Consider the following 19,749-nt stretch of genomic DNA (forward strand, 5'->3'; position numbering starts at 1 on the left):
TCCTCACCACGCCTCGGACTCCGGCGCGGGCCCGTCCGGAGTCGTGGTCTTACCCGCCTTGGTCCGCACCCGCAGGGCAAGGAGCGGGAAGAGGAGTACGGAGAGCATGGCGGCGCCCACCAGGGCGGCGGCCTCGCCCTTCTGCACGGCGCCGTCGTCCAGGCCGATCGTGGTGATGGCGACCACGAGCGGCAGGCAGGTCGAGGAGTACAGGGTCAGGGCTCTGCGCTCGGAGATGCTCAGGTCACGCGGTGCCAGTGCGTAGGCAGGCAGCCCGCGCACGAGGAGGAACAGGAGCAGGAAGACCGGCAGCAGCAGGAGGGGCCTGCCGCCGTCGAGCAGCGAGGCGAGGTCGAAGTTGATGCCGGTGACGATGAAGAACAGCGGGACGAGGAACCCGAAGCCCATCGCCTCCACCTTGCCCAGGACCTCCTCGCTGCTGTCGGGGGCGGCCCCCTGGAGCACGAGCCGGGTCAGCAGTCCGGCTGCGAAGGCGCCCAGGAGCACGTCGAGGCCGAGTGCGGCGGACAGGGCGAGCATCGCGAGGAGCAGCAGCATCACGAAGCGGACGGCGAACTGGGCGCTGGTGTGCAACGTCGTACGGATGATCTGGGCGAACCAGGGCGGTCGGGGGCGCAGTGACCAGAAGATCGCTGCCGCCGTGATGAGCGCGAAGGCGGCGAGAACCAGGGTGGACACTCCGGGCTCACGGCCGCTGAGCAGGACCGCCATGGCGATGATGGGCCCGAACTCGCCGACCGCTCCGAAGGCCATCATCACGGTGCCGAAGCGGCCGCGCAGATCGCCGCTGTCGCGCAGGATCGGCAGCACGGTTCCCAGGGCTGTGCTGGTGAGCGCGGTGCCGATGACCACGCTGCGGGAGAGGTCCATGCCGGTCAGCGCCAGGGCGATGCCAAGGCCCAGGGCGAGGGAGATCACCCAGGCCCGGACGGCGCGGGTCAGGGTGTCGCCGCGGACGGCGGCGAACTCGATCTCGTAGCCGGCGAGGAAGATGAGCATGGACAGGCCGAGTTCCGAGAGCGTGTCGATGACCTCGTCGTGATGTGCCCAGCCCAGGACGTCGGGCCCGATGAGGATCCCGAGCACGATCTCGAAGATGACCAGGGGGATGCGTACCCGGCGGCCGGCGCCGTGGGCGAGGAGGGGCGCGAGCACGGCGACGGCCGCGATCAGGATGAGGGTCCCCGGATGAGTCATGTCGCCGTCCGCACCCGCGCGCCGGTCCGTGTCGTCGCCTCATGCACGGCGTATCACTCCTTGGCGGAGGCGGTTGCGGCCTTGGCGTCGACGATCCCCAGGCCCAGCTTGGCCAGCTTGTCCGGGTTCTTCGCCGTACTGCGGATGGCCGTCATGATCTGGTCCGGGGTGCGGTCCTGCTGGTGGAGGAGGGCGGCGACAGCGGAGACGTAAGGAGCGGCCATCGAGGTGCCGTCCAGCTCGCCGTAGCCGCTGTCGTTCTTCAGGGTTTCCCTGGTCTTGTACGTCGGCAGGGTGGAGAGGATGCCGACGCCGGGCGCGGAAACCGCTTGCTGGGCGCCGAAGTTGGAGAAGTCGGCGGGCTTGCCGTCCCGGTCGCTGGCGCCGACCACCAGGACGGGCGTGCCGACCTTGTAGGGCCGGAGCGCGGTGCCTTCGTTGCCTGCCGCCGCGACCACGACCGCGCCCTTGTCGTGGGCGTGCGTGATGGCGTCGTTGAGGGTGCCGCCCTTGAGCAGGCGGGCCATCAGGCCGCTTTCGCCCAGGGAGAGGTTGATGACGTCGGCGCCGTGGTCGGCGGCCCAGACGATGCCCTTGGTGATGTCGGCGTTGTCCCCGCTGCCGCCCGCACCCAGCACCCGCACCGGCATGATCTTGGCGCCGGGGGCGCCGCCCGCGATACCGGTTCCGTTGTCCGTGTGGGCGACCGCGATGCCCGAGACATGTGTGCCGTGGCCGTTCATGTCCTTGGGCTCGTCGTCGCCGTCCACGAAGTCGTGGCCGGCGACCAGGCGGCCCTTGAGGTCGGGGTGGTCGAGGTCGATGCCGGTGTCGACGACCGCGATGACCGTGTCGTCGCCCTTGGCCTTGTCCCACGCCTCGGGCAGCTTCAGCGCGTCGAGCGCCCACTGCTTGTCCCGCATCGGGTCGGGCTTGCTGTCTTCGCCGCATGCGGTGGCCGCCAGCAGGACAGCGGCCAGGGCAACGGCGAATGGTGTACGGGTCCGGGAACAAGTACGGGTGCGCATGGTCCGAGCCTCGGGGCGGCGGAGGCGCGGCGCATGCGGGGCGGACCGTGCGGGCGAACGGCGCCGGAGGCTGTTTCGCCGACCGGGCCCGGATGCGTGGCGGGCGGCGCGCGCTCTGGGCGCGCTGCGGGGCAGGTCCCAGGCCACTCTTTTCTCCCGCCTGCAACGGTCCCAGCCGGGTCGGGCCACAACTCCTCCGTCCAACAAGCGCGCTTGTCCGTCCATGGCCACGGGCGGCACGGCGCGATCATGCTGACCCCCAGACCGGCGCGCCGCACCGGCGTGCCGAGTGTTCCGAACGGAATGGGGAGGCAGGACGTGACGCAGCGAGAGCCGCGCCAGACGGTGGTACTGATGACGGACGCGACGCGCTGGGACATGCTCGGCTGCTACCGCGACACCGGGGTGGCCACTCCGCACCTGGACGCACTGGCCGGATCCGGCATGCGCTTCGAGCGCGCCTACACCACCCAGCCGGTCTGTGCCCCGGCACGATCCGCGCTGTTCTCCGGCACCTGGCCGCACACCAACGGGGTATGGGCCAACAACCAGGCGCCCGGACGAGACGTCCCCACGCTGGGCACCCGGCTCTCCGACGCCGACGTGGCGACCGGGTTCATCGGAAAGTGGCACCTGGACGGCACGGACTACTTCGGCTCCGGCCGCTGCCCGCAGGGCTGGGACCCCGAGTACTGGTACGACATGCGCGCCTACCTGCAGGAGCTGACCCCAGAACAGCGGACCGCCTCCCGGAACCCGCAAACGGTCGACGCGATCGACGTCGCACCGGACTTCACCTACGCGCACCGGTGCGCCGACCGCGCGCTACGGTTCCTGGAAGAACACCGCGACCGCGACTTCCTGCTCGTGGTGTCCTTCGACGAACCCCACGATCCGGCACTCACCCCGCGCGCCTACAGCGACCGGTACGCGGATCACACGTTCCCGCACGACGACAACGTCACCGACGGACTGTCCGGAAAACCGTCCCACCAGCAGGTATGGGCCGGGGAACGGCTGAGCGAGGACCGGCAGGAATACGAGCGCCGCAACCGCCAGTTCTTCGCCGCACAGGAGTTCGTCGACACGCAGATCGGCCGCATCCTCGACCGGGTAGACGCCGAGGCTCCGAACGCCCTGGTGATATACACCTCCGACCACGGCGACATGCTCGGCTCCCACCGCCTGTACGCCAAAGGGCCGGCCATGTACGACGAGATCACCCGCGTCCCCCTGCTGGTCCGGCTGCCGGGCACCACCCCCGCGGGCAGCGTGAACCCGCACCCCGCCTCGCACATCTCCCTCACCGCGACGGTGCTGGAACACCACGACCTCCCCGTTCCCGCCTACCTGCAAGGCCCCTCCCTGCTGCCCGCCCTGCGCGATCCCGCGGCCCGGGTCACCTCCGAGGTGTTCGTCGAGTTCGGGCGCTACGAAGTCGACCACGACGGCTTCGGCGGCTTCCAGCCGATGCGCGGCATCTTCGACGGCCGCCACAAACTCGTCGTCAACCTGCTCTCCTCGGACGAGTTCTACGACTTGGGCACCGACCCCGGCGAACTGAACAACCTCATCGGCTCCCCCGCTCACACCTCCGTGCGCGATGACCTCCACGATCGGCTGCTGCACTGGATGAACACCACGCGTGACCCCTTTCGCGGCTACCACTGGCAACGCCGCCCCTGGCGCGCCGACGCCCCCGCGGCCACCTGGGACCACGACGGCATGACCCGCCAACGCCCCGACGATCCCGCCTACGTGCCCCGCCTTCTCGACTACACCACCGGCCTGGAGATCTCCGAAACCACCCGACGCAAGTAACACCGGCCGATCGCGTGCCCGAAGGGCGATGCACGCCCCCGCCGGCTGTCCGGCATCACCACCGGCGTCGTCGCCACCTTGCGTCGCGTCAACGCGCAGTGCGCGGAACGGCGGTAGATCCGGGTGGTGCTGCGGATCGCGGCCGGTGGCGAAGCGGTGGTCTCCAGGAGGTGGAGGCCCCCGCTGCACCGTGGGGGGTCCACCGCGTGGCGTCGGTCTGGACCGTTCGGGGCGGCAGGATCGTGCCCGGGCGGGAGTACTGGACCGGACCGAGCCGGGCACACGCCCGTCGCCACAGTGGCGGGCCGAGTACGTGCGGCGGATGCAGGCCGCTCGTCTGCACGGTCCTCAACACTCAGGTCCCTGCCGAACAGCTCGCCGCCCACACCGCGCACTCCGTATCCCGCGCCCCGCAGATCCCTGATCCGGATGAACCCGCCGCCAGAGCCGAACCGCTTTATGCCACAGCAGCGTCGGCCCGGGCATGACCTCAAACGCTGAGCACCTCACCCAGCCCGACCTCGCCCGGATCACCGTCCACGCCGGGACAGCTGATACCGCTGTGGCCGTCGCCTATGAGATCGCCGGCCGTCTCGACGCGACCGGCCCCTCGCAACCCCATCCGGCCGTCGGAGAGGAGGGAGTCGCCGTGGAGCTGTACGCCTATGCGCCGCCACCGCCCAACCGGGCGTGATCCTCGGCGGTTCGTGACCGTTGCCGACGGCCGGGCGGTCGTCTAGCAGGAGGTGCGTGCGGGCCCGGGGTGCCAGACCTCCGGGCCCGTCACGTGCAGTGGCAGCTGCGGCGGGGCCGCCTGCGGTGTGTCACCCCTGGGCTGATGCTCCGCGCCCCCGGATGCCGGGCGGACGCACCCTCGGACGCAGAAATGTCTGTGCACCCCATGGACAACTCCCCACCGCCCCGCTTGACTTCACCGATTGACAACGATGTCAGTGACGTTCCGGTCGGCTTTGAGAGGCAGTGATCGTCGATGGTGTCACGGAGAATCCTTCTGCAAGCAGGCGGCGCGGCCCTCGCGGGCGCAGGGCTGGGTTTCACGTATCAACAGCCGGCCGGTGCCGCCGAGTCCGGCGCCGCTACCCGCCTCCTGCCGTCCTTCGGCCGCCCCGTCCGCCTCGATGTCGCCGACGTCAGCACACTGGACGGCCACGACCAACTGCTGCTCACCACCCTCCAGGGCGTCGTCAACCGGCATGAGCCTCGCCTGTACTTCAACTTCGACAAGAGCGAGGTCGACCTGCGCTGGCTCCCCGCCACCGGCGCGACCGTCACCCGTCACGACGACGCGCTCGACCTGGTCCGCCTCTACCGCAAACAGGTGCGCGGCGCGATCCTTCTCGACCCGGACGTACCCGACTCGGTCAACATCGCCACCACACTCGCCGGACTCGAGAACGCCGTCGCCGCCACCGCCGAGCAGGCGCACAAGCACGGCCTGCGGACCGTCATGGATCTGCGCGGCCGCTTCGACGCCGACGATGCGCTCGCCACCTACCGCTGGCAGCTCGACCACCTCTTCCCCCGGTGCAGCCACGCTCTGCTCGCCGGTCTGCCGCCCACGCGGACCGTGTCCGTCGACGACGTGGGGTGGCGGGAGGTGGCGCGCGAGACCGAGCGGATCCGCGATGTGTCCAACCGCCGGGTACGCACCTTCGACCTGAGCGCGGACATGAGCGGCGGCATGAGTGGCGACAACGATGTCTACGTACGCTTCCAGGACTCGTTCAAGGACGACGGGTGGGGCGCGTCGGTCGCCGCCGTCCTGGTCGAGGCGGACGGCAGGGAGATCGCCTCGTTCACTCCTGGCACGGACGGCGAGAAGCCCTACCTCTTCGACGGCCTCAACTCCTCCCTGGGTGAGCAGTCCAACCGATTCAGCGACGGCGGCGGCTACTTCATCTACCGTTTCACCGCGCCCGCCGGCACCCAGCACCTGACGATCGAGGTCGACCTGTGGAACCAGTACCTGGTCACCGCCACGGGCACCGCACCGACCCGCGTCGAGCCCTTCCCCTACTTCCGTGACTACGTGGTGGCGAGCAAAGCCATGGTGCTGTGGCTGCCGCCGTCCGGTGAAACCGGAAAGCTGCTGGACGAGACCTTCGCCCGACTCAGGCCCACCACCCCGTACACCGGCTGGTTCTCCAATGACGTCGCAGGCGAGTGGGGCGGCGTGGACCGCGCCTCGCAGCACGGCATCGAGGTCGTCCCCGCCGACTTCTACATGAACGGCACCGTCCACGCGGGCGTCCCCGCAAAGGTCTCCGGCAAGATCCGACGCCGTCCGAAGGCCGAGCCGCGCAACCGCGTGTACGTCACGTTCACGGTCGGCGAGGGTGACAACGTGCAGTACTGCCAGCGCCGTATGCGCGACATCTGGGACGATCCCCGGCGCGGCAGCGTTCCCGTCAACTGGACGGTCAGCCCGCTGCTCGCCGACATCGGCCCCGCCCTCCTTGCCTACTACCAGAAGACCGCCACCGACAACGACCTGCTCATCTGCGGCCCCTCCGGCGCCGGTTACACCTACCCGGGTTCCTGGCCCGACAAGGACCTGGACGCCTACACGGAACTCTCCGGCCGATACCTGCGCCGCACCGGCATGGACCTGGCCTACGCCTACAACCCCCGCAACGCCGCGAACGACGGCTGGCTCCCCTTCGACGAGCGCGTCGTGGGCTCGTACCGCAAGAACACGCCGCTGCGCGGGATCATCCAGTCCTGGGAGACCGGTGACCTGCAGATCAGACCGGCCGGGCTTCCGGTGATCGGCAACTTCTATCCGCAGGGCAAGGGCACGGAGTTCCGCGACTCACTGCTGCGCCGCATCGAGGGCAGGGACGAGTCGAAACCCCTGTTCATCGCCGCAGCCATCAACGCCTGGAGCTGGACACCGAGCGACATCGCCGAGCTGGCCGCGCTGCTCGATGAACCCTTCGAGGTGGTCCGCGGCGACGCGTTCTTCGCTCTGATGAATCGGAGCGCGTGACCGTACCCCTTCAGCGCGCCCAGAGGATCGGCGCCCTGCCTTGCGAAGAGGTCAGCAGTCGCCCGGGCGGCTGGTCACCGCGAACCGATAGCTCGGAACGGTCACTGTCCCGGGGCCGCCGGCCACGCCCGGGGGCTCGTAGTCATCGTCCTTCGACCTTGTGCGCTCCACGTGCATACACACCGTCGCTCGTGCCCCGGAGGCGGCGACGGTGTAGCGGGCGTCGGAGGCCTCGTTGGTGGATGCCGGGGCGGCCTCCACGCCGTGCTGCGGGGCGTCGCCGCCACCGTGCTCGACGACCTCGTCCTCGGTCATCGTGGCGTACTCGTCGTCGAATCCGCTGTCGTCGCCGAAGATGTCACCGAAGCGGGAGCTGCCGTTCAGGGCGGCTGCGGCCTGTTCCGCCGCCCCGGTCAGTTCGTCGTCGTTCCACTGCGTACGGTCTGTGGCACCCATCAACTGGATCGTGGTGTACACCCCGCACCGCGCACATGCTGAAGAGCAAGATGCGGCCGACGGCGAAGGCGGAGTCGGGAAGTTCGGGCGCCGAGGGCTTCAGGGCATGCCGTACCGCGCGGACGCGGGCCTTTGGTACGCACCCCATGGCAGCCAGTACGGCAGCCAGCGCGAAGCCGAACACAACCATCCCCGTCACTCCTGAACCCCCGCTCGCTACGCGCCCGTCGACGCAGATCCGGCAGCTGTAGCAACCGCCGCGCAGCAGCAGCACAGTAGTGGCACGCCCTGCTCAGAGGTCCGCTGCCAGGATCGACGCTCTCGTCGAATTCGACGCGCCACGTCAGGCCCGGGCCGAAGCTGCCGAGGCGGACCAGCAGTTCAGCCAGCGTCACGTAGTGCTTCTCGTGCCAGGCACGAAACGTAATGCCCTGCATGTCTGCCGCTGCTGGGACCGAATCGCGTAACAGTGACCCCCCCTTCGTCAGATGCCGAACTGTAGGACGCGACTCACCGGACAGGTGCTAATCGCCCAGCAGGTGGAGCTCCAGGCCGGCCCCCGCCGAGCACCGTTCGGCGAGAGCGCGGATCGCCTGCAGACGCTGCCGTTCGCGTTGTTCCGTGACCACGTCGCGGGTGGCATCGACCTCCGCGATGAATTGGGGCATGTCCGCGGCCGTGAGGATCCGCGTACGGTACGGGTCCATCCGGTTCAGCATCGGCAGGCTGCTGCGCACGCACATCTCGGCAAACAGATCCGCTTCGTCTTGGACAGAATCCACGGGCTCCACCCTGCGCGTCTTGGGGCTTGATCCTCGCTGCGTGACCTGCATCAGCTCGACGTCAATGCCCATGTCGCATGCTCCTGTCCCCAGCCGCAGGTTGTGTCCTGCGAGGTGGGCTTGATGAACCGTTTTCGACTTCTGCTCCTCGCCCTGAAAGGGCAGGGGCTCCTACCGCGGTCGGATGAGCGCCGCGGGCCGGACATGTCCGGCCCGGCCTTACGACCGAAGCTGCACGAGCCGACTATACAAACGTGGATCTTGGCTGTGTACGGCTACCGCGATGGACCCCCGCGACCCGCCTCGGCCCGCGTCCCGCTCGGCGGCACCCGCACCTTGCGCCTCACGACCGCACCATGCCTACCAGCGCGGATTTTCTCTGGTGGGACCGGCGCTCCCGTATGCAGTGGGCCGCTCGTGGTCGAAGTGGGTGATCTTCTCCCGCAGGTGGTGGTCCTGCAGGAGCACGGGGCCGCGCGGGCCGGCCTTGAGCGAATGGTCCGTCTCATACAGGCGGTCGCCCTGCGCCGTGGTCAGCCACTCGCCCTGCTGGGCCACCGTGGCCTGGTCATCGCGTGAGGGCGCGCCGGTGGGACTTGTCGGGCGCGGACCGCTCTGGTCGGCCTTGGGGGGGCAGGGGGCCCTGCGGCTCGGTGGGCTCTGCGAGCGAGGGCGACTAGGAGTTCGGCTTGCCGGGGATGCCGTCCTGCGGGCCCGCAGGTTCGTCGGTCGCACGGAGCCATTCAGTTACTGGCAGACCACGGCGAAGACGAGTGCCTCGCCCGGGCCGGGGAGCGCCTCGGGACTGGGCGCCCGACGCCGGGTGGAGTGCTGTGTCGTGCAGGTGGGGCGCATCAGTGGGTGAAGGCGACGGATTCAGTGAGGTCCTTCTGGGTTTCGAGCGCGGTGAGACGTTCGGTAAGCGCCGCGTGTATCGCGCTGTAGGTGTCGGAGCCGAGGGGCAGGCGCAGGGGCGGGCTCGGCCGGCGGGTGGTGTCGTAGATGGCGGCGGCGAGCTTGGCCGGGTCGCCGGTGAAAAGGTTCTCGTCCGCGGTTTCCAGATAGCGCCGGGTCTGGCCCACCGCATTGTCGCGGTAGACGGCCGTTTCGGTGGTGTATTGCAGGGCCGAAGCGAAGCCGGTACGAGTGGCGCCGGGCTCGACCAGAGTGAGGTGGACGTTGAAGTCGCGGACTTCGCGGCTGACGCTCTCGGTGAAGCCTTCCAGCCCCCACTTGCCCGCGTGATAGGAGCTGTGCGTGGGGATGCCGACCTGGCCGCCCACGCTGGAGATCTGGATGATCCGGCCTCCGCCCTGCTCGCGCATCGGTCGCAGGAAGGCGCGGGTGATCATCATCGGCGCAAGCAGGAGAACCTCGATCTGGTCGCGGATCTGCTCGACGGTCATTTCCTCTGCGGCACCCACGACCGCGTAGCCGGCATTGTTGACCACGATGTCCACCGGCCCGGACCGGAGGGTCCTGCCGATCACCTCGTCCACCTCGGCCGGCCGGGTGAGGTCGAGCATCTCGACGGTCAGCCGCTCGCCGTGCGTCTCGCGCAGGTCTTCCAGAGCTGCGGGGCGGCGGACCGTCGCCGTGACACGGTCGCCCTTGTGGAGGGCGTGTTCGGTGAGATGGCGGCCCAGTCCACCGGAGGCTCCGGTGACGAACCAGTGACGTGAGGCCTTGTCCGAGACGGCGGGCATGGAAGTCTCCTGGAGTAGGGTGATACCGGAACTGATTCCGCTTAAGAGTTAAGCGGAACGGATTCCGGAAAGCAACCGGCGACCGACCGAAGGAACCTCGCATGCCCGCAACGCCCCGCCGCACCAGGAGCGACGCGCTGCAGAACCGGGAGCGCCTGCTGGAGGTCGCCGCACAGGCCTTCGCCGAGCAAGGGCTGGACACCGCGCCTGCCGCCATCGCCAAGCAGGCGGGCGTCGGCGTCGGCACGCTCTACCGGCACTTCCCGACCCGGGAAGTCCTCATCGACGCCGCCTACCGGCGCCAACTCACCCAAGTGTGCGAAAAGGTGAGCGACCTCCTCAGCCGGCATCCGGCCGCCGAGGCCACCCGGCTATGGATGGAACACTTCATCCACTACGCCACGGCGAAGAGCGGAATGTCCGAAGCCCTCAACGCGGTCATCGCCTCCGGCGTCGACCCGTACTCCGACAGCCGTGCACTCCTTACCGACTCCGTCGCCACCCTCCTCGCGGCCGGCGCCCGGGACGGAAGCCTGCGAACAGACGTCGCCCCCGACACTGTCCTGCTCCTCATGGGTGGCATCGCCTATTCCGTGCAGCACGGGACCGAAGAGCAAGCCCGCCCGCTCGTCGACCTCTTCATGGACGCGCTGTCCAAGGACTCGACCGCGAACTGAGCCCGGACGCCACCCGCTCGGGACGAGTTCCTTGGGCTGCTGCGTGCCGCAGCGCGCTCCTCGAAGGCGCGCAGCCAGCCCTCCATCGGCCAAGCACCCCATCGCTGTCTGTAGATCGTCGCGTTGCGCGGGATGTCGTCGATGTGCTGGACGGGGCGGGACCGACCGCACCTGCGCGCTGCACGGTCACGGTCATGCGGCCCGGCCACGCGTTCCGGCGGCGCCCATGACACTTCGGCTCCGACCGAAATATCCGGTTCCTAGGCTGCCCACCATGAACACGGCACATCACAGCACCGCGCCCGCGCGGGAAGCCATCACCCATCTGGAGATCGAACCGAGCGTCCTGTACTTCGGGACGCCAGTGGTGCTCCTGACGACGGAGAATCAGGACGGCTCTTTCAACCTTGCCCCGATATCGTCCGCATGGGCCCTCGGGCAGACAGTCGTGATCGGACTGGGCCTCGAGGGGCAGACCGCGTACAACCTCGACAGCCGCCCCGACCTGGTCATCAACCTGCCGGCCCCCGCCCAGTGGCCGGCCGTGGAGCGGCTGGCGCCCCTGACCGGCCGCGACCCAGTGCCCGCCGGCAAACCCGAGGGCTGCCGCTTCGAGCCGGACAAGTTCGCCGCGGCGGGCATGACCGGCGTCCCCTCTCGTCTGGTCCGGCCGCCTCGCGTCGCCGGATGCCCGATCCAGCTGGAGGCCCGTGCCGAGCGAGTACAGCCGGACGCCCGCGGGGACTTCCTCATCGTCGAAGCCCTCGTGCGCAAGGTGCACGCCGACTCCCGCGTCGTGGTCCCCGGCACGGACCACATCGACCCCGCCGCTTGGAGCCCTCTCATCTACAACTTCCGCCACTACTTCGGACTCGGTCCGGAACTCGGTCACTCCTACCGCACTCAGACACCGCGCGACCGCGAGACACCTGTCGCCGGGCCCGCACTCGCCGAGACAGCGCCCAACTGACGTCAGGCGGGCCTGCCGAAACCGGCGGCAGCCCGGTCCCGGTCGGCTCCGTGCCCCGGCCTGCGAGCCGGGGCACGGCGGACCGGACCCGGTGTCAGTCCCTGCGGTACTGCGCGGGCGACCCCTTCGTGGCCTCGTCCTCGTAGGACCCCGCCTTGCCCCGGTCCACATGGAACGTCGTCAGGGTGCTGACGGCCGAGCGCGGATCCCGCCGGTCACCGACGACCCGCATGTGTGCGCTGAACCGCTCCGGCGTCACCTCGTACACGTCGTAGCCGTACCGGTTGCCCTCGAAGTACTTCAGGTGGGGATTGGCCTTGCCCATCAGCGGGCCGTTGGCCGCGTTCCAGTCCGCGGAGTACGCGCCGGAGGTCACCGAGTGCGCGGTGAACTCCGTGCCCAGCAACGGGGATTCCGGCTCGTCGAAGTCGGTGCGGATGTCGTCGACGAACGCCGAGTGCCAGTCACCGGTGATGACGACCAGGTCCTCGAGTCCGCTGTCGTGCACGTGCCCGAGGACCTCCTTGCGTTCGGCGAGGAAGCCGTCCCACTGGTCGGTGAACATGTACGAGCCGCCCGGCCGGCCCCGGAGCTGGCTCAGCATGATCGAGTTGGCCCATATGTGCCAGGCGTCCGGGGCCCGGTCGACCGTCTTCTTCAGCCACGCCTTCTGTTCGGCGCCCAGAATGGTGCCGTCGGGCAGGTTCTGCGCCGAGCGGTAGGAGCGCAGGTCGAGGACGGCGAGCTCCACCAGGTCGCCCCAGCGCCGCACCCGGTGGATCTCCGGGTCGGGCAGTGCGGAACCGCCGAAGGAGTCGCGGTGCGGCATGTGCTCGAACCACGCCTGGTAGGCGGCTGCGCGGCGCCGCATGAACGGGGCGCCGCCGCCGGTGCCGCTGTAGTCGTTGACGACCTCGTGGTCGTCCCAGGTCAGGAACCACGGGTGGGCGGCGTGTGCCTCGCGTAGCGATTTATCGCCCTTGTACAGGGCGTGCCGCTTGCGGTAGTCGGCGAGCGTGAGAATCTCCGGGCCGTCGTGGTCGCGCACGTGCTGCTCGGGCACGCCGCCGACCTGGCCGTGCTCGTAGATGTAGTCGCCGAGGTGCACCACGAAGTCGACGTTCTCGCGGGCGATGCCGCGGTGAGCGGCGTAGAAGCCGTCGTGGAACGCCTGGCAGTTGGCGGCCGCGAAGGTGACCTTGGAGACGCGGCCACTCGGCGCGGTCTTCGTGCGTCCGACGCGGCTGGTCCTGCCGAGGGCCTTGAACGCATACCAGTAGTGCCGGCCCGGAGCCAGACCGCTCACCGGGACGTGCACGCTGTGGCCGAGCGTCGCCGAGGCGGGCGCCGTTCCCCGCGCGACGACACGGCGCAGCCTGGCGTCCTTGGCGACGACCCACTCGACCTCGACGACCTCGGGAAGTCTCTGCTCGGGGGCGAGCGGTTCGGGGGCGAGTCTGGTCCACAGCACCACCGAGTGCGGTTGCGGATCACCGGAGGCGACACCGAGGGTGAAGGGCGCGGGATCGTATTCGGCGCCCAGTTTCTCGGCGGCCTCGCGGGCCTGAGCCGGGGTGAGGCCCGTGGCGAGCGGCCAGGCGAGGCTGAGTGCTCCGGCGGCCGCGGCGGACTTGAGCAGGTCACGTCGGTTGACGGTCATCGGCGGCCTCCGGTGGCGCTGAGGGTGAGGGAAAGGGCGTCCGCGTAACCGTCGTTGGAGGTGCCGCTGCCGCTGCGCGTGAAGACGAGCAGGACCCGGGCCGAGCGGGCGGTGGGCGGCACGGCGGCTTCGGCCGTGCGCTCCAGGAGCCCGGTCTTGCCCTGCCGGTCGGCCGCGCTGACGGGGCCCAGGACACTGAGGGCGATCGGGGTGCCCTTGGCGTCGCGGAATTCCACGGAGAGGCGCGCGCCGTCCTCTTGCCGGTCGAAGCCGCCGAGCCAGCCGGCCAGCGTGTATCGGACCTTGCCCGCATCGACGGCGCGGCGTCCGGTCGGGCCGCCCGCGGGCAGATCGATGTCCTGGATCAGCGCGGTGCGCGGGCTGTTGCCGCCCGAGAAGAAGCGGCTGCCGCGGTGGGCCGGGCCGGGGTCCGACGCGGTGGGGTAGCCGCCGCCCAGACTGTAGGCGATGAGCGCAGGGGCTCCCTGGACGACCTTCCAGCCGCGGACCTTCGATACGGGCTCGGCACTGCCGCCGGACCCGCTCTCCGCGTCGCCGTTGACGACGAGATTCACGCACGCCTCCTGTGATCGGTGAGTTGAGCGCGGTCAGCCCACCAGCCCCGTATGAACCAGGAGAAGCATTCCGGCGAATTCTGTTACAGCGGTGCGTCGCCGTACATGGCCGCGGACGCGGGCGGTTCACCGGCTCGTGCGTGCTTCCGTCGCCTCGCGTCGCGGAGAAAGGCGCCCGAGGGTGCCCCGTGCCGGGCGCCGGTCCGCGCAACTGCCGCTCTGTGGAGGCGTGCTGGGTTCAACTCGACGAGGAGTTCACCGTGGCGGGCACCGCCGAGGCCCGGGGTTCCGGGGGTGCCGGGGCGGTGCGGGCGCCGTTGCGGGTGGCGCCGATGCCTGCGATCACGACGAAGGCGACGCCGACCGCGGGTGCGAGGCCGGGCATCTGGCCGAGCACGAGCAGGCCCATGAGGAGTGCGATGGCCGGCTCCAGGCTCATCAGGGTGCCGAAGGCGGAGGTCGTGAGGCGGCGCAGGGCGAGGAACTCGAGGATGAAGGGCAGCACGGCGCTCAGGGCGGCAAGGCCCAGCATGGCTCCGAGCAGCTTCCACGTGACGTTTTCCAGCTCGGAGGGTGCGGCGGCGAGGAGGCCGATGAGGCCGGCGACAGGCATGGAGATGGCAAGGCCGCCGAGACCGGTCACGGAGTCGCCCACGCGTTGGGTCAGCAAGATGTAGGCCGCCCAGCAGGCTGCGGCGGTCAGTGCGAAGCCCGCGCCGAGCGCGTCGATGCCTCCGTGCCAGGGTTCGGTCAGCGCCGCGACACCGAGGGCGGCCATCGCTGTCCAGCGGATACGACCGCGGCCCGGGCCCCAGAGGGACACGGCCAGCGGGCCGAGGAATTCCAGCGCGCTGGCCGTGCCGAGCGGCAGCCGGGTCACGGCGAGCATGAAGAACACCATCATGCCCGCGCTGACCGCGCCCAGCATGGTGCACGCCAGCAGGTCACGGCCGGAGAAGTCACGCGGGCGGGGCCTTATCAGGACCAGCAGGAGCACACCGGCCCCCGCAAGGCGCAGCCCGGTCGTGCCCAGGGCTCCGAGCTGGTCGACCAGCGGAACCGACAGGGCAAGACCGAGCTGGATGGTGGACATGGAGGCCACGGCCATCACGGTTCCGGTGGTGGCCGAGGGGAGGCGCAGACGTGCGCGGTGTGCCGGCAAACTCATGGCGGACAGTAGACGGGCCGCAGACCGTTCGTGTCCACGTGCCGATCATGGACAATCCGTTCACACATCATGGACAGTGGGGTCATGGAGACCCGACGACTGCGCATGCTGGTGGAACTGTCCCGTCTGGGGTCCATGCGCGCGGTGGCCGACATGCTGGGCGCGACCACCTCGACGGTCTCGCAGCAGATCGCCGCCCTGGCGGACGAGATGGGCACCGCGCTGACCGAACCCCACGGGCGCCTGGTGCGGCTGACGCCCGCGGGCCGCCGGCTGGCGGAGCACGGGGTGACGATCCTCTCCGCCGTCGAGACGGCGCGGCACGACCTCGCCCCGGGAAGCGAGCCCAACGGCACCCTGCGCGTCGCGGGCTTCGCCACCGCCATCCGCGCCCACCTGCTGCCCGTCGTCAGCGCCCTCACCACGAGCCATCCGCGCCTGCGTGTCCTGGTCCGCGAGCACGAACCGGCGGAGGCGCTGCGGCTGCTGTCCGAGGACGCCACGGATCTGGCCCTGACCTACGACTACAACCTGGCTCCCGCGGCCGAGGATCCCGTGGTGAGCTCGACGGCCCTGTGGACCGCGGGTTGGGGCCTGGGCGTTCCCGTGCAAGCCGGCACCCGGGAGGGGACCGCGCTGGAGGTCTTCGCCCGCTTCGCCGGACACGACTGGATCGTCAACTCGCGCAACACCGCGGACGAGACCGTCATCCGCACCCTTGCCTCCATGGCGGGCTTCACCCCGCGCATCACCCACCAGGCCGACAGCCTCGACCTCGTACAGGGCATGATCACCGCCGGGCTCGGCGTGGGCCTGCTCCCCTTGGACATCCCCACATACGCAGCGGTGCACATCCTGCCGCTCGCCGACCCCGAGGTCCGACTGCGCTCCTACGCCGTCGCCCGCCACGGCCGCCTGGACTGGCCGCCCCTCGCCCTGGTCACCGACCTCCTCGTCCGGCGGTCCGCGACCGGACACCATCCCGACCGGCCCACCGGCACGGGTGCCGGGGAACCTCCTCAGGTTCCGTGATCAGGCCGGATCGGCCTGTGCGGGCCGCCGTCCGGCATGCGGACGGCCGGACTCAGAGGACCGTTTCCGCGTACGCGGTCACGTCCTCCACCGATGCGTTGCCGCCGCAGATCACCAGGCCGAGCCTGGTCGCCTCGCCCGTCTTGGCCAGGACGCGACGGGCGGCCGGCAGGAGGCAGCCCGCCGCCGGCTCGGCCCATACCTTGGCGTGCTCGGCCAGCTCGAGCACGCCTGCGTAGGCCTCCGCCTCGGGCACGACCAGTACCTCGTCGACCAGATCACGCACCATGGTGTACGTCAGCGGCGACACGGTGGGCGCACTCAGGGTGCTGATGCGCGAGTCCACATCCACCTGGACCGGTCCCCCGCAGGCCAGTGCCCTGGACATCGCGTCGGCGCCGGTGGTCTCCACGCCCCACACGCGCACGCCCGGCCGGCGCGCCCGTAGTGCCGCCGCCACGCCGGCGATCAGCCCACCGCCGCCGATGGAGACCAGGACGTCCGTCAGTTCACCGGCGTCGGCGGCGAGTTCGAGCCCCACGGTGCCCTGCCCCGCGATGACCACCGGATCGGAGAACGGGTGCAGCAGCGTGAGCCCGTCCGCCTCCAGCCGGTCCATCAGGGCGAAAGCCTCGGGCATGGTGGCGGTCAGCCGTACGTCGGCCCCGGCGGCCCGGGCAGCCTGCACCGAGCGCGCCGGCGCGGTGCGCGGCATCACCACGGTGGCGCGCACCCCCAGCGCGGACGACATCTCCGCCACGGCGACACCATGGTTGCCGCCGGACACCGCGACCACGCCGGCCGCGCGCTGTTCACCGGTCATCGCCAACAGCTTGGCCACGGCTCCCCGCGCCTTGAACGAACCCGTGCGCTGCAGCAGTTCGAGCTTGACCGTGACCGGCACCCCGAGCAACGCGCTCAGCCCCGGGCTGGGCAACGTGGGAGTGCGCACCACGTGCCCGGCAATCCGCGCCGCCGCGCTCTCCACGTCCTCAACACCGACCATGGCGCCCCTCCAGAATGTCTCGCACGCCGTATCCGTCTGCACGATACGTGGGCGATCCCGGGGAGGGGCAGTCGTTCGGATCACTTCCGTACGACGCAGCGCAGATCAGAGCGGTGACGTACAGGGTGAATAAGGCGCCCGACGGAGGTGGCAGTCAGGCGCTCGCGTGCCCCGGGGTGACGGTTCCACGGGACGAGGCGGGGCGCGCCGGCCTGCGTTCCGAGGTGGCCCGGAGCCGGTGCAGCCACAGCGACGCCGTGCCGAGCAGGCCGGTGAATGCGGCTGCGAGGAACAGCGAGATCCACATCTGACGGCTGCCGGGGGCGGTCCATCCCGTCCAGGCCGCTGCGATCGCCCAGAGCAGGGCACCTGCCAGGTAGAAGCCGCGGGTGCGGCGCAGTTGGCGTAGGGCCCGCGGGGACACGAGGTGTTCAGTCTTCGGTGCCATGCCGGACCGCGTACCCCGAATCGCGTCCGCTACCGGGCGGGATATGAGGCGGCTGCGATTGGGCCGGACGGCAGACACGCCTGCGCGTGAAGGCCGCGGAAAGGGGAACCTGCGGCTGAGGCATCTTCCGGCGGAGTTCGAGACCAGGAGCGGAGACGAGCGATGGCCACCACGACGGGCAGGGCCGGGACCGGCATGGCGCAACCGGCAAGCATCCAGTTGCCCGGCATCGTGCTGGGAGTGGGGATGGGCGGCTTCGTCGACGGCATCCTGCTCCACCAGCTGCTGCAGTGGCACCACATGCTCTCCAGCACCAACGAAGACCACATCGGGGTGAAGTACTACAACCCCCACACCGTCTCCGGCCTGGAGATGAACACCGTGTGGGACGGCATCTTCCACACCGTGTGCTGGCTGGCGGTCCTGCTCGGGCTCGCCGTCCTGTACTCGCGGGTCACCCACAACCGGCTGCGGGTGTGGACCTCCCGGGTGCTGTGGGGCTGGATGCTCGTCGGCTGGGGTCTGTTCAACCTCGTCGAGGGCGTCCTGGACCACCACATCCTGGGCATCCACCACGTGTACGCCGGAGACGGCCAGGTCTGGTGGGACATCGGCTTCCTCGTCCTGGGCGCCCTGCTGGTCGGCGGCGGTTACCTGCTCCAGCGCAGTGGCCGGCCCTTCGACCCGAACACCCCCGCCCGCGAGCACGAGGGCCGCCGGGCCTGATGCACCACCACACCCACGACCACGGGCACGACGCGGGCAGCGGCGCGAGCAGCGCCCTGGAGTGGCTTCTGCCCGCGCTTGTGCTGCTGGCCGCTGCCGGCACCTACCTGCTGCTCGTCCGCCGGGCCCGCCACCGCAATCCGGCCCTGGGCTGGAGCCGCTGGCGGACCGGATGGTTCCTGGGCGGTGTCCTCCTGCTCGGCGCCGCCCTGCTGCCGCCTCTGGCTCCCTTCGCGCACGGGGACTTCCGCGGCCACATGGTCCAGCACCTGCTCATCGGCATGTACGCCCCGCTCGCCCTCGTCCTCGGCGCTCCGGTCACCCTCCTTCTGCGCACCCTGCCCGCAGCCCGCGGCAAGCAGCTGACCGCCGTACTGCACAGCCCGCCCGCCCGCGTCCTCGCCCACCCCGCGGTCGCGCTGACGCTGGCCACGGGCAGCCTCGCGGTCCTCTACTTCACGCCCCTCTACAACGCGACCGTGAGCGCTCCGGCAGCGCACTGGCTGCTGCACGCGCACTTCCTGCTGTCCGGGGCCCTGTTCGCGTACGTCATCGCCGGCCCCGACCCCGCCCCTTCGCGACCCGGAGTACGCGCCCGGCTGGTCTATCTCGGCATCGCCATCGCGGCCCACGCGATCATCTCCCAGTTGATGTACGGCGGCTTCTGGGTCGACGTCCACGCCCCCATCCCCCGGGTCCAGGCGGGCGCCGAGATCATGTACTACGGCGGCGACTTCGCCGAACTGCTCCTGGCCGCAGCCCTGGTCGCCACCTGGCGCCCCGAGCCCCGGCGGGCAGCCACCGTCACGGCGCGGATTCGGCGCTCCTGCGCTGGTTGGCATTGAAGCGTGCCTTCTTCTGCCGATTCCCGCACGTATTCATGTCGCACCATTTGCGGGTGCGACTCTGACTGGTGTCGAAGAAGGCGGCCCGGCAGGTCGGTGAGGCGCACAGGGCCAGTTTTCCGTCCCGTTCGCCCGCGATGATGCTGATCGCGTCGGCGGCGATCACGCCGAGGGCGTCTTCCACGCGGGAAGCCGAGCTGAGCTGCCATTGCCGCTCACCCCCGTGCGTCAGGATCGCCGCGGCCCGTCCCTGAGCGCTGCGGTCGTTGATGACGGCGACGGCAGCCGTGGGCAGAGCCTCCTCGACCGCGGCCGCTGTCGCCGCGGCGTGGATCGACTCCCTCAGGTCCCGGGCGAGGTCGAGCTGGGCAGGGGTGCAGGAGTCCACCGCGAGGCCGTACACCGCCAGCCAGTCGACGAGTCGCCGCGGCACGGGAATGCGCTCCACAGCCTCGCCATGACGCTCCGAAAGGGTCCCCGTGAAGCTGGTCGCCAGCACCGTACCGAGGCGGAAGTCAGGGAACGCAGTACGCATGGAACCACCTTAGCCGGTTGCGTGCCGGGTCGGGAGGGCGGTAGAACCGTCTTAGCCGGTTCGCAGGGTTCGCAGCCGGTTCCGCG

General features: G+C 70.2%; 19 protein-coding genes and 1 pseudogene. 8 read left to right on the forward strand and 12 right to left on the reverse strand.

The features are described 5' to 3' along the window. Positions 1–3: 3 nt before the first annotated feature. Both IE226_RS04255 and IE226_RS04260 read right to left on the reverse strand, forming a co-directional pair. Positions 4–1,218, reverse strand: coding sequence for a cation:proton antiporter (locus IE226_RS04255; protein ID WP_190079633.1), 1,215 nt, complete (start codon positions 1,216–1,218; stop codon positions 4–6). Positions 1,219–1,271: 53 nt separating this feature from the next. Further along, a complete protein-coding gene (locus IE226_RS04260; protein WP_190079634.1) occupies positions 1,272–2,246 on the reverse strand; it encodes a S8 family peptidase in 975 nt (324 codons plus the stop codon). 318 nt (positions 2,247–2,564) lie between these two features. Between IE226_RS04260 and IE226_RS04265 the strand changes: the two genes are divergently transcribed. From IE226_RS04265 to IE226_RS04275, 3 genes are all read left to right on the forward strand, one after another. Further along, positions 2,565–4,067: a sulfatase-like hydrolase/transferase gene (locus tag IE226_RS04265; protein WP_229870477.1), complete on the forward strand. Its 1,503-nt coding sequence runs from the start codon at positions 2,565–2,567 to the stop codon at positions 4,065–4,067. A 484-nt stretch (positions 4,068–4,551) separates the two neighbouring features. Continuing rightward, positions 4,552–4,761 carry a hypothetical protein gene (locus tag IE226_RS04270; RefSeq protein WP_190079635.1) on the forward strand — a complete coding sequence of 70 codons (210 nt, stop codon included), beginning with the start codon at positions 4,552–4,554 and terminating at the stop codon, positions 4,759–4,761. 297 nt (positions 4,762–5,058) lie between these two features. After that, the gene (locus IE226_RS04275) at positions 5,059–7,077 is read left to right on the forward strand and encodes a GxGYxYP domain-containing protein (RefSeq protein ID WP_190079636.1); all 2,019 of its coding nucleotides are present in this window, start codon (positions 5,059–5,061) and stop codon (positions 7,075–7,077) included. Positions 7,078–7,128: 51 nt separating this feature from the next. On the opposite strand, the gene IE226_RS04280 is transcribed toward IE226_RS04275, so the two are convergent. The 4 genes and pseudogenes from IE226_RS04280 to IE226_RS04295 all read right to left on the reverse strand — a co-directional run bounded on the left by IE226_RS04280 (position 7,129) and on the right by IE226_RS04295 (position 10,021). After that, on the reverse strand, positions 7,129–7,533 hold the full coding sequence (locus IE226_RS04280; RefSeq protein ID WP_190079637.1) for a hypothetical protein: 405 nt from the start codon (positions 7,531–7,533) through the stop codon (positions 7,129–7,131). A 524-nt stretch (positions 7,534–8,057) separates the two neighbouring features. Then, positions 8,058–8,387, reverse strand: a complete 330-nt coding sequence (locus IE226_RS04285; protein ID WP_190079638.1) for a hypothetical protein — start codon at positions 8,385–8,387, stop codon at positions 8,058–8,060. Between the two features lie 339 nt (positions 8,388–8,726). Beyond that, a pseudogene (locus IE226_RS45195) lies at positions 8,727–9,015 on the reverse strand (catalase); the annotation flags it as partial. 154 nt (positions 9,016–9,169) lie between these two features. After that, positions 9,170–10,021, reverse strand: coding sequence for an SDR family oxidoreductase (locus IE226_RS04295; RefSeq protein ID WP_190079639.1), 852 nt, complete (start codon positions 10,019–10,021; stop codon positions 9,170–9,172). A gap of 101 nt (positions 10,022–10,122) precedes the next feature. On the opposite strand from IE226_RS04295, the gene IE226_RS04300 reads away from it, so the two are divergent. Both IE226_RS04300 and IE226_RS04305 read left to right on the forward strand, forming a co-directional pair. Then, the gene (locus tag IE226_RS04300; protein WP_190079640.1) at positions 10,123–10,698 is read left to right on the forward strand and encodes a TetR/AcrR family transcriptional regulator; all 576 of its coding nucleotides are present in this window, start codon (positions 10,123–10,125) and stop codon (positions 10,696–10,698) included. Positions 10,699–10,972: 274 nt separating this feature from the next. Next, a complete protein-coding gene (locus IE226_RS04305; protein ID WP_190079641.1) occupies positions 10,973–11,668 on the forward strand; it encodes a flavin reductase family protein in 696 nt (231 codons plus the stop codon). Positions 11,669–11,762: 94 nt separating this feature from the next. On the opposite strand, the gene IE226_RS04310 is transcribed toward IE226_RS04305, so the two are convergent. The 3 genes from IE226_RS04310 to IE226_RS04320 all read right to left on the reverse strand — a co-directional run bounded on the left by IE226_RS04310 (position 11,763) and on the right by IE226_RS04320 (position 15,071). Beyond that, positions 11,763–13,328, reverse strand: coding sequence for an alkaline phosphatase D family protein (locus IE226_RS04310; RefSeq protein ID WP_190079642.1), 1,566 nt, complete (start codon positions 13,326–13,328; stop codon positions 11,763–11,765). Next, positions 13,325–13,903, reverse strand: a complete 579-nt coding sequence (locus IE226_RS04315; protein WP_190079643.1) for a phosphoesterase — start codon at positions 13,901–13,903, stop codon at positions 13,325–13,327. Before IE226_RS04315 ends, IE226_RS04310 begins: the two co-directional genes overlap by 4 nt. Before the next feature lie 238 nt (positions 13,904–14,141). Then, the gene (locus IE226_RS04320; RefSeq protein ID WP_229870479.1) at positions 14,142–15,071 is read right to left on the reverse strand and encodes an EamA family transporter; all 930 of its coding nucleotides are present in this window, start codon (positions 15,069–15,071) and stop codon (positions 14,142–14,144) included. An 84-nt stretch (positions 15,072–15,155) separates the two neighbouring features. On the opposite strand from IE226_RS04320, the gene IE226_RS04325 reads away from it, so the two are divergent. Further along, a complete protein-coding gene (locus IE226_RS04325; protein ID WP_190079644.1) occupies positions 15,156–16,103 on the forward strand; it encodes a LysR family transcriptional regulator in 948 nt (315 codons plus the stop codon). Between the two features lie 52 nt (positions 16,104–16,155). Here the strand turns inward: IE226_RS04325 and IE226_RS04330 are convergent, their stop codons facing one another. After that, positions 16,156–17,109: a threonine/serine dehydratase family protein gene (locus tag IE226_RS04330; RefSeq protein ID WP_190079645.1), complete on the reverse strand. Its 954-nt coding sequence runs from the start codon at positions 17,107–17,109 to the stop codon at positions 16,156–16,158. 154 nt (positions 17,110–17,263) lie between these two features. Further along, positions 17,264–17,557, reverse strand: coding sequence for a hypothetical protein (locus IE226_RS04335; RefSeq protein WP_190079646.1), 294 nt, complete (start codon positions 17,555–17,557; stop codon positions 17,264–17,266). A 162-nt stretch (positions 17,558–17,719) separates the two neighbouring features. Between IE226_RS04335 and IE226_RS04340 the strand changes: the two genes are divergently transcribed. Together IE226_RS04340 and IE226_RS04345 are read left to right on the forward strand one after the other, a co-directional pair. Further along, the gene (locus IE226_RS04340) at positions 17,720–18,283 is read left to right on the forward strand and encodes a DUF2243 domain-containing protein (protein WP_229870481.1); all 564 of its coding nucleotides are present in this window, start codon (positions 17,720–17,722) and stop codon (positions 18,281–18,283) included. Next, positions 18,283–19,128 (forward strand): cytochrome c oxidase assembly protein, encoded by an 846-nt coding sequence (locus tag IE226_RS04345; protein ID WP_190079647.1) that lies wholly within the window; start codon positions 18,283–18,285, stop codon positions 19,126–19,128. Before IE226_RS04340 ends, IE226_RS04345 begins: the two co-directional genes overlap by 1 nt. On the opposite strand, the gene IE226_RS04350 is transcribed toward IE226_RS04345, so the two are convergent. Beyond that, positions 19,088–19,663: a CGNR zinc finger domain-containing protein gene (locus IE226_RS04350; protein ID WP_190079648.1), complete on the reverse strand. Its 576-nt coding sequence runs from the start codon at positions 19,661–19,663 to the stop codon at positions 19,088–19,090. The two genes, IE226_RS04345 and IE226_RS04350, sit on opposite strands and share 41 nt — an antisense overlap. Between the last annotated feature and the right edge of the window lie 86 nt (positions 19,664–19,749).

The organism is Streptomyces longisporoflavus, assembly GCF_014649775.1.
Classification (GTDB): Bacteria; Actinomycetota; Actinomycetes; order Streptomycetales; family Streptomycetaceae; genus Streptomyces; species Streptomyces longisporoflavus.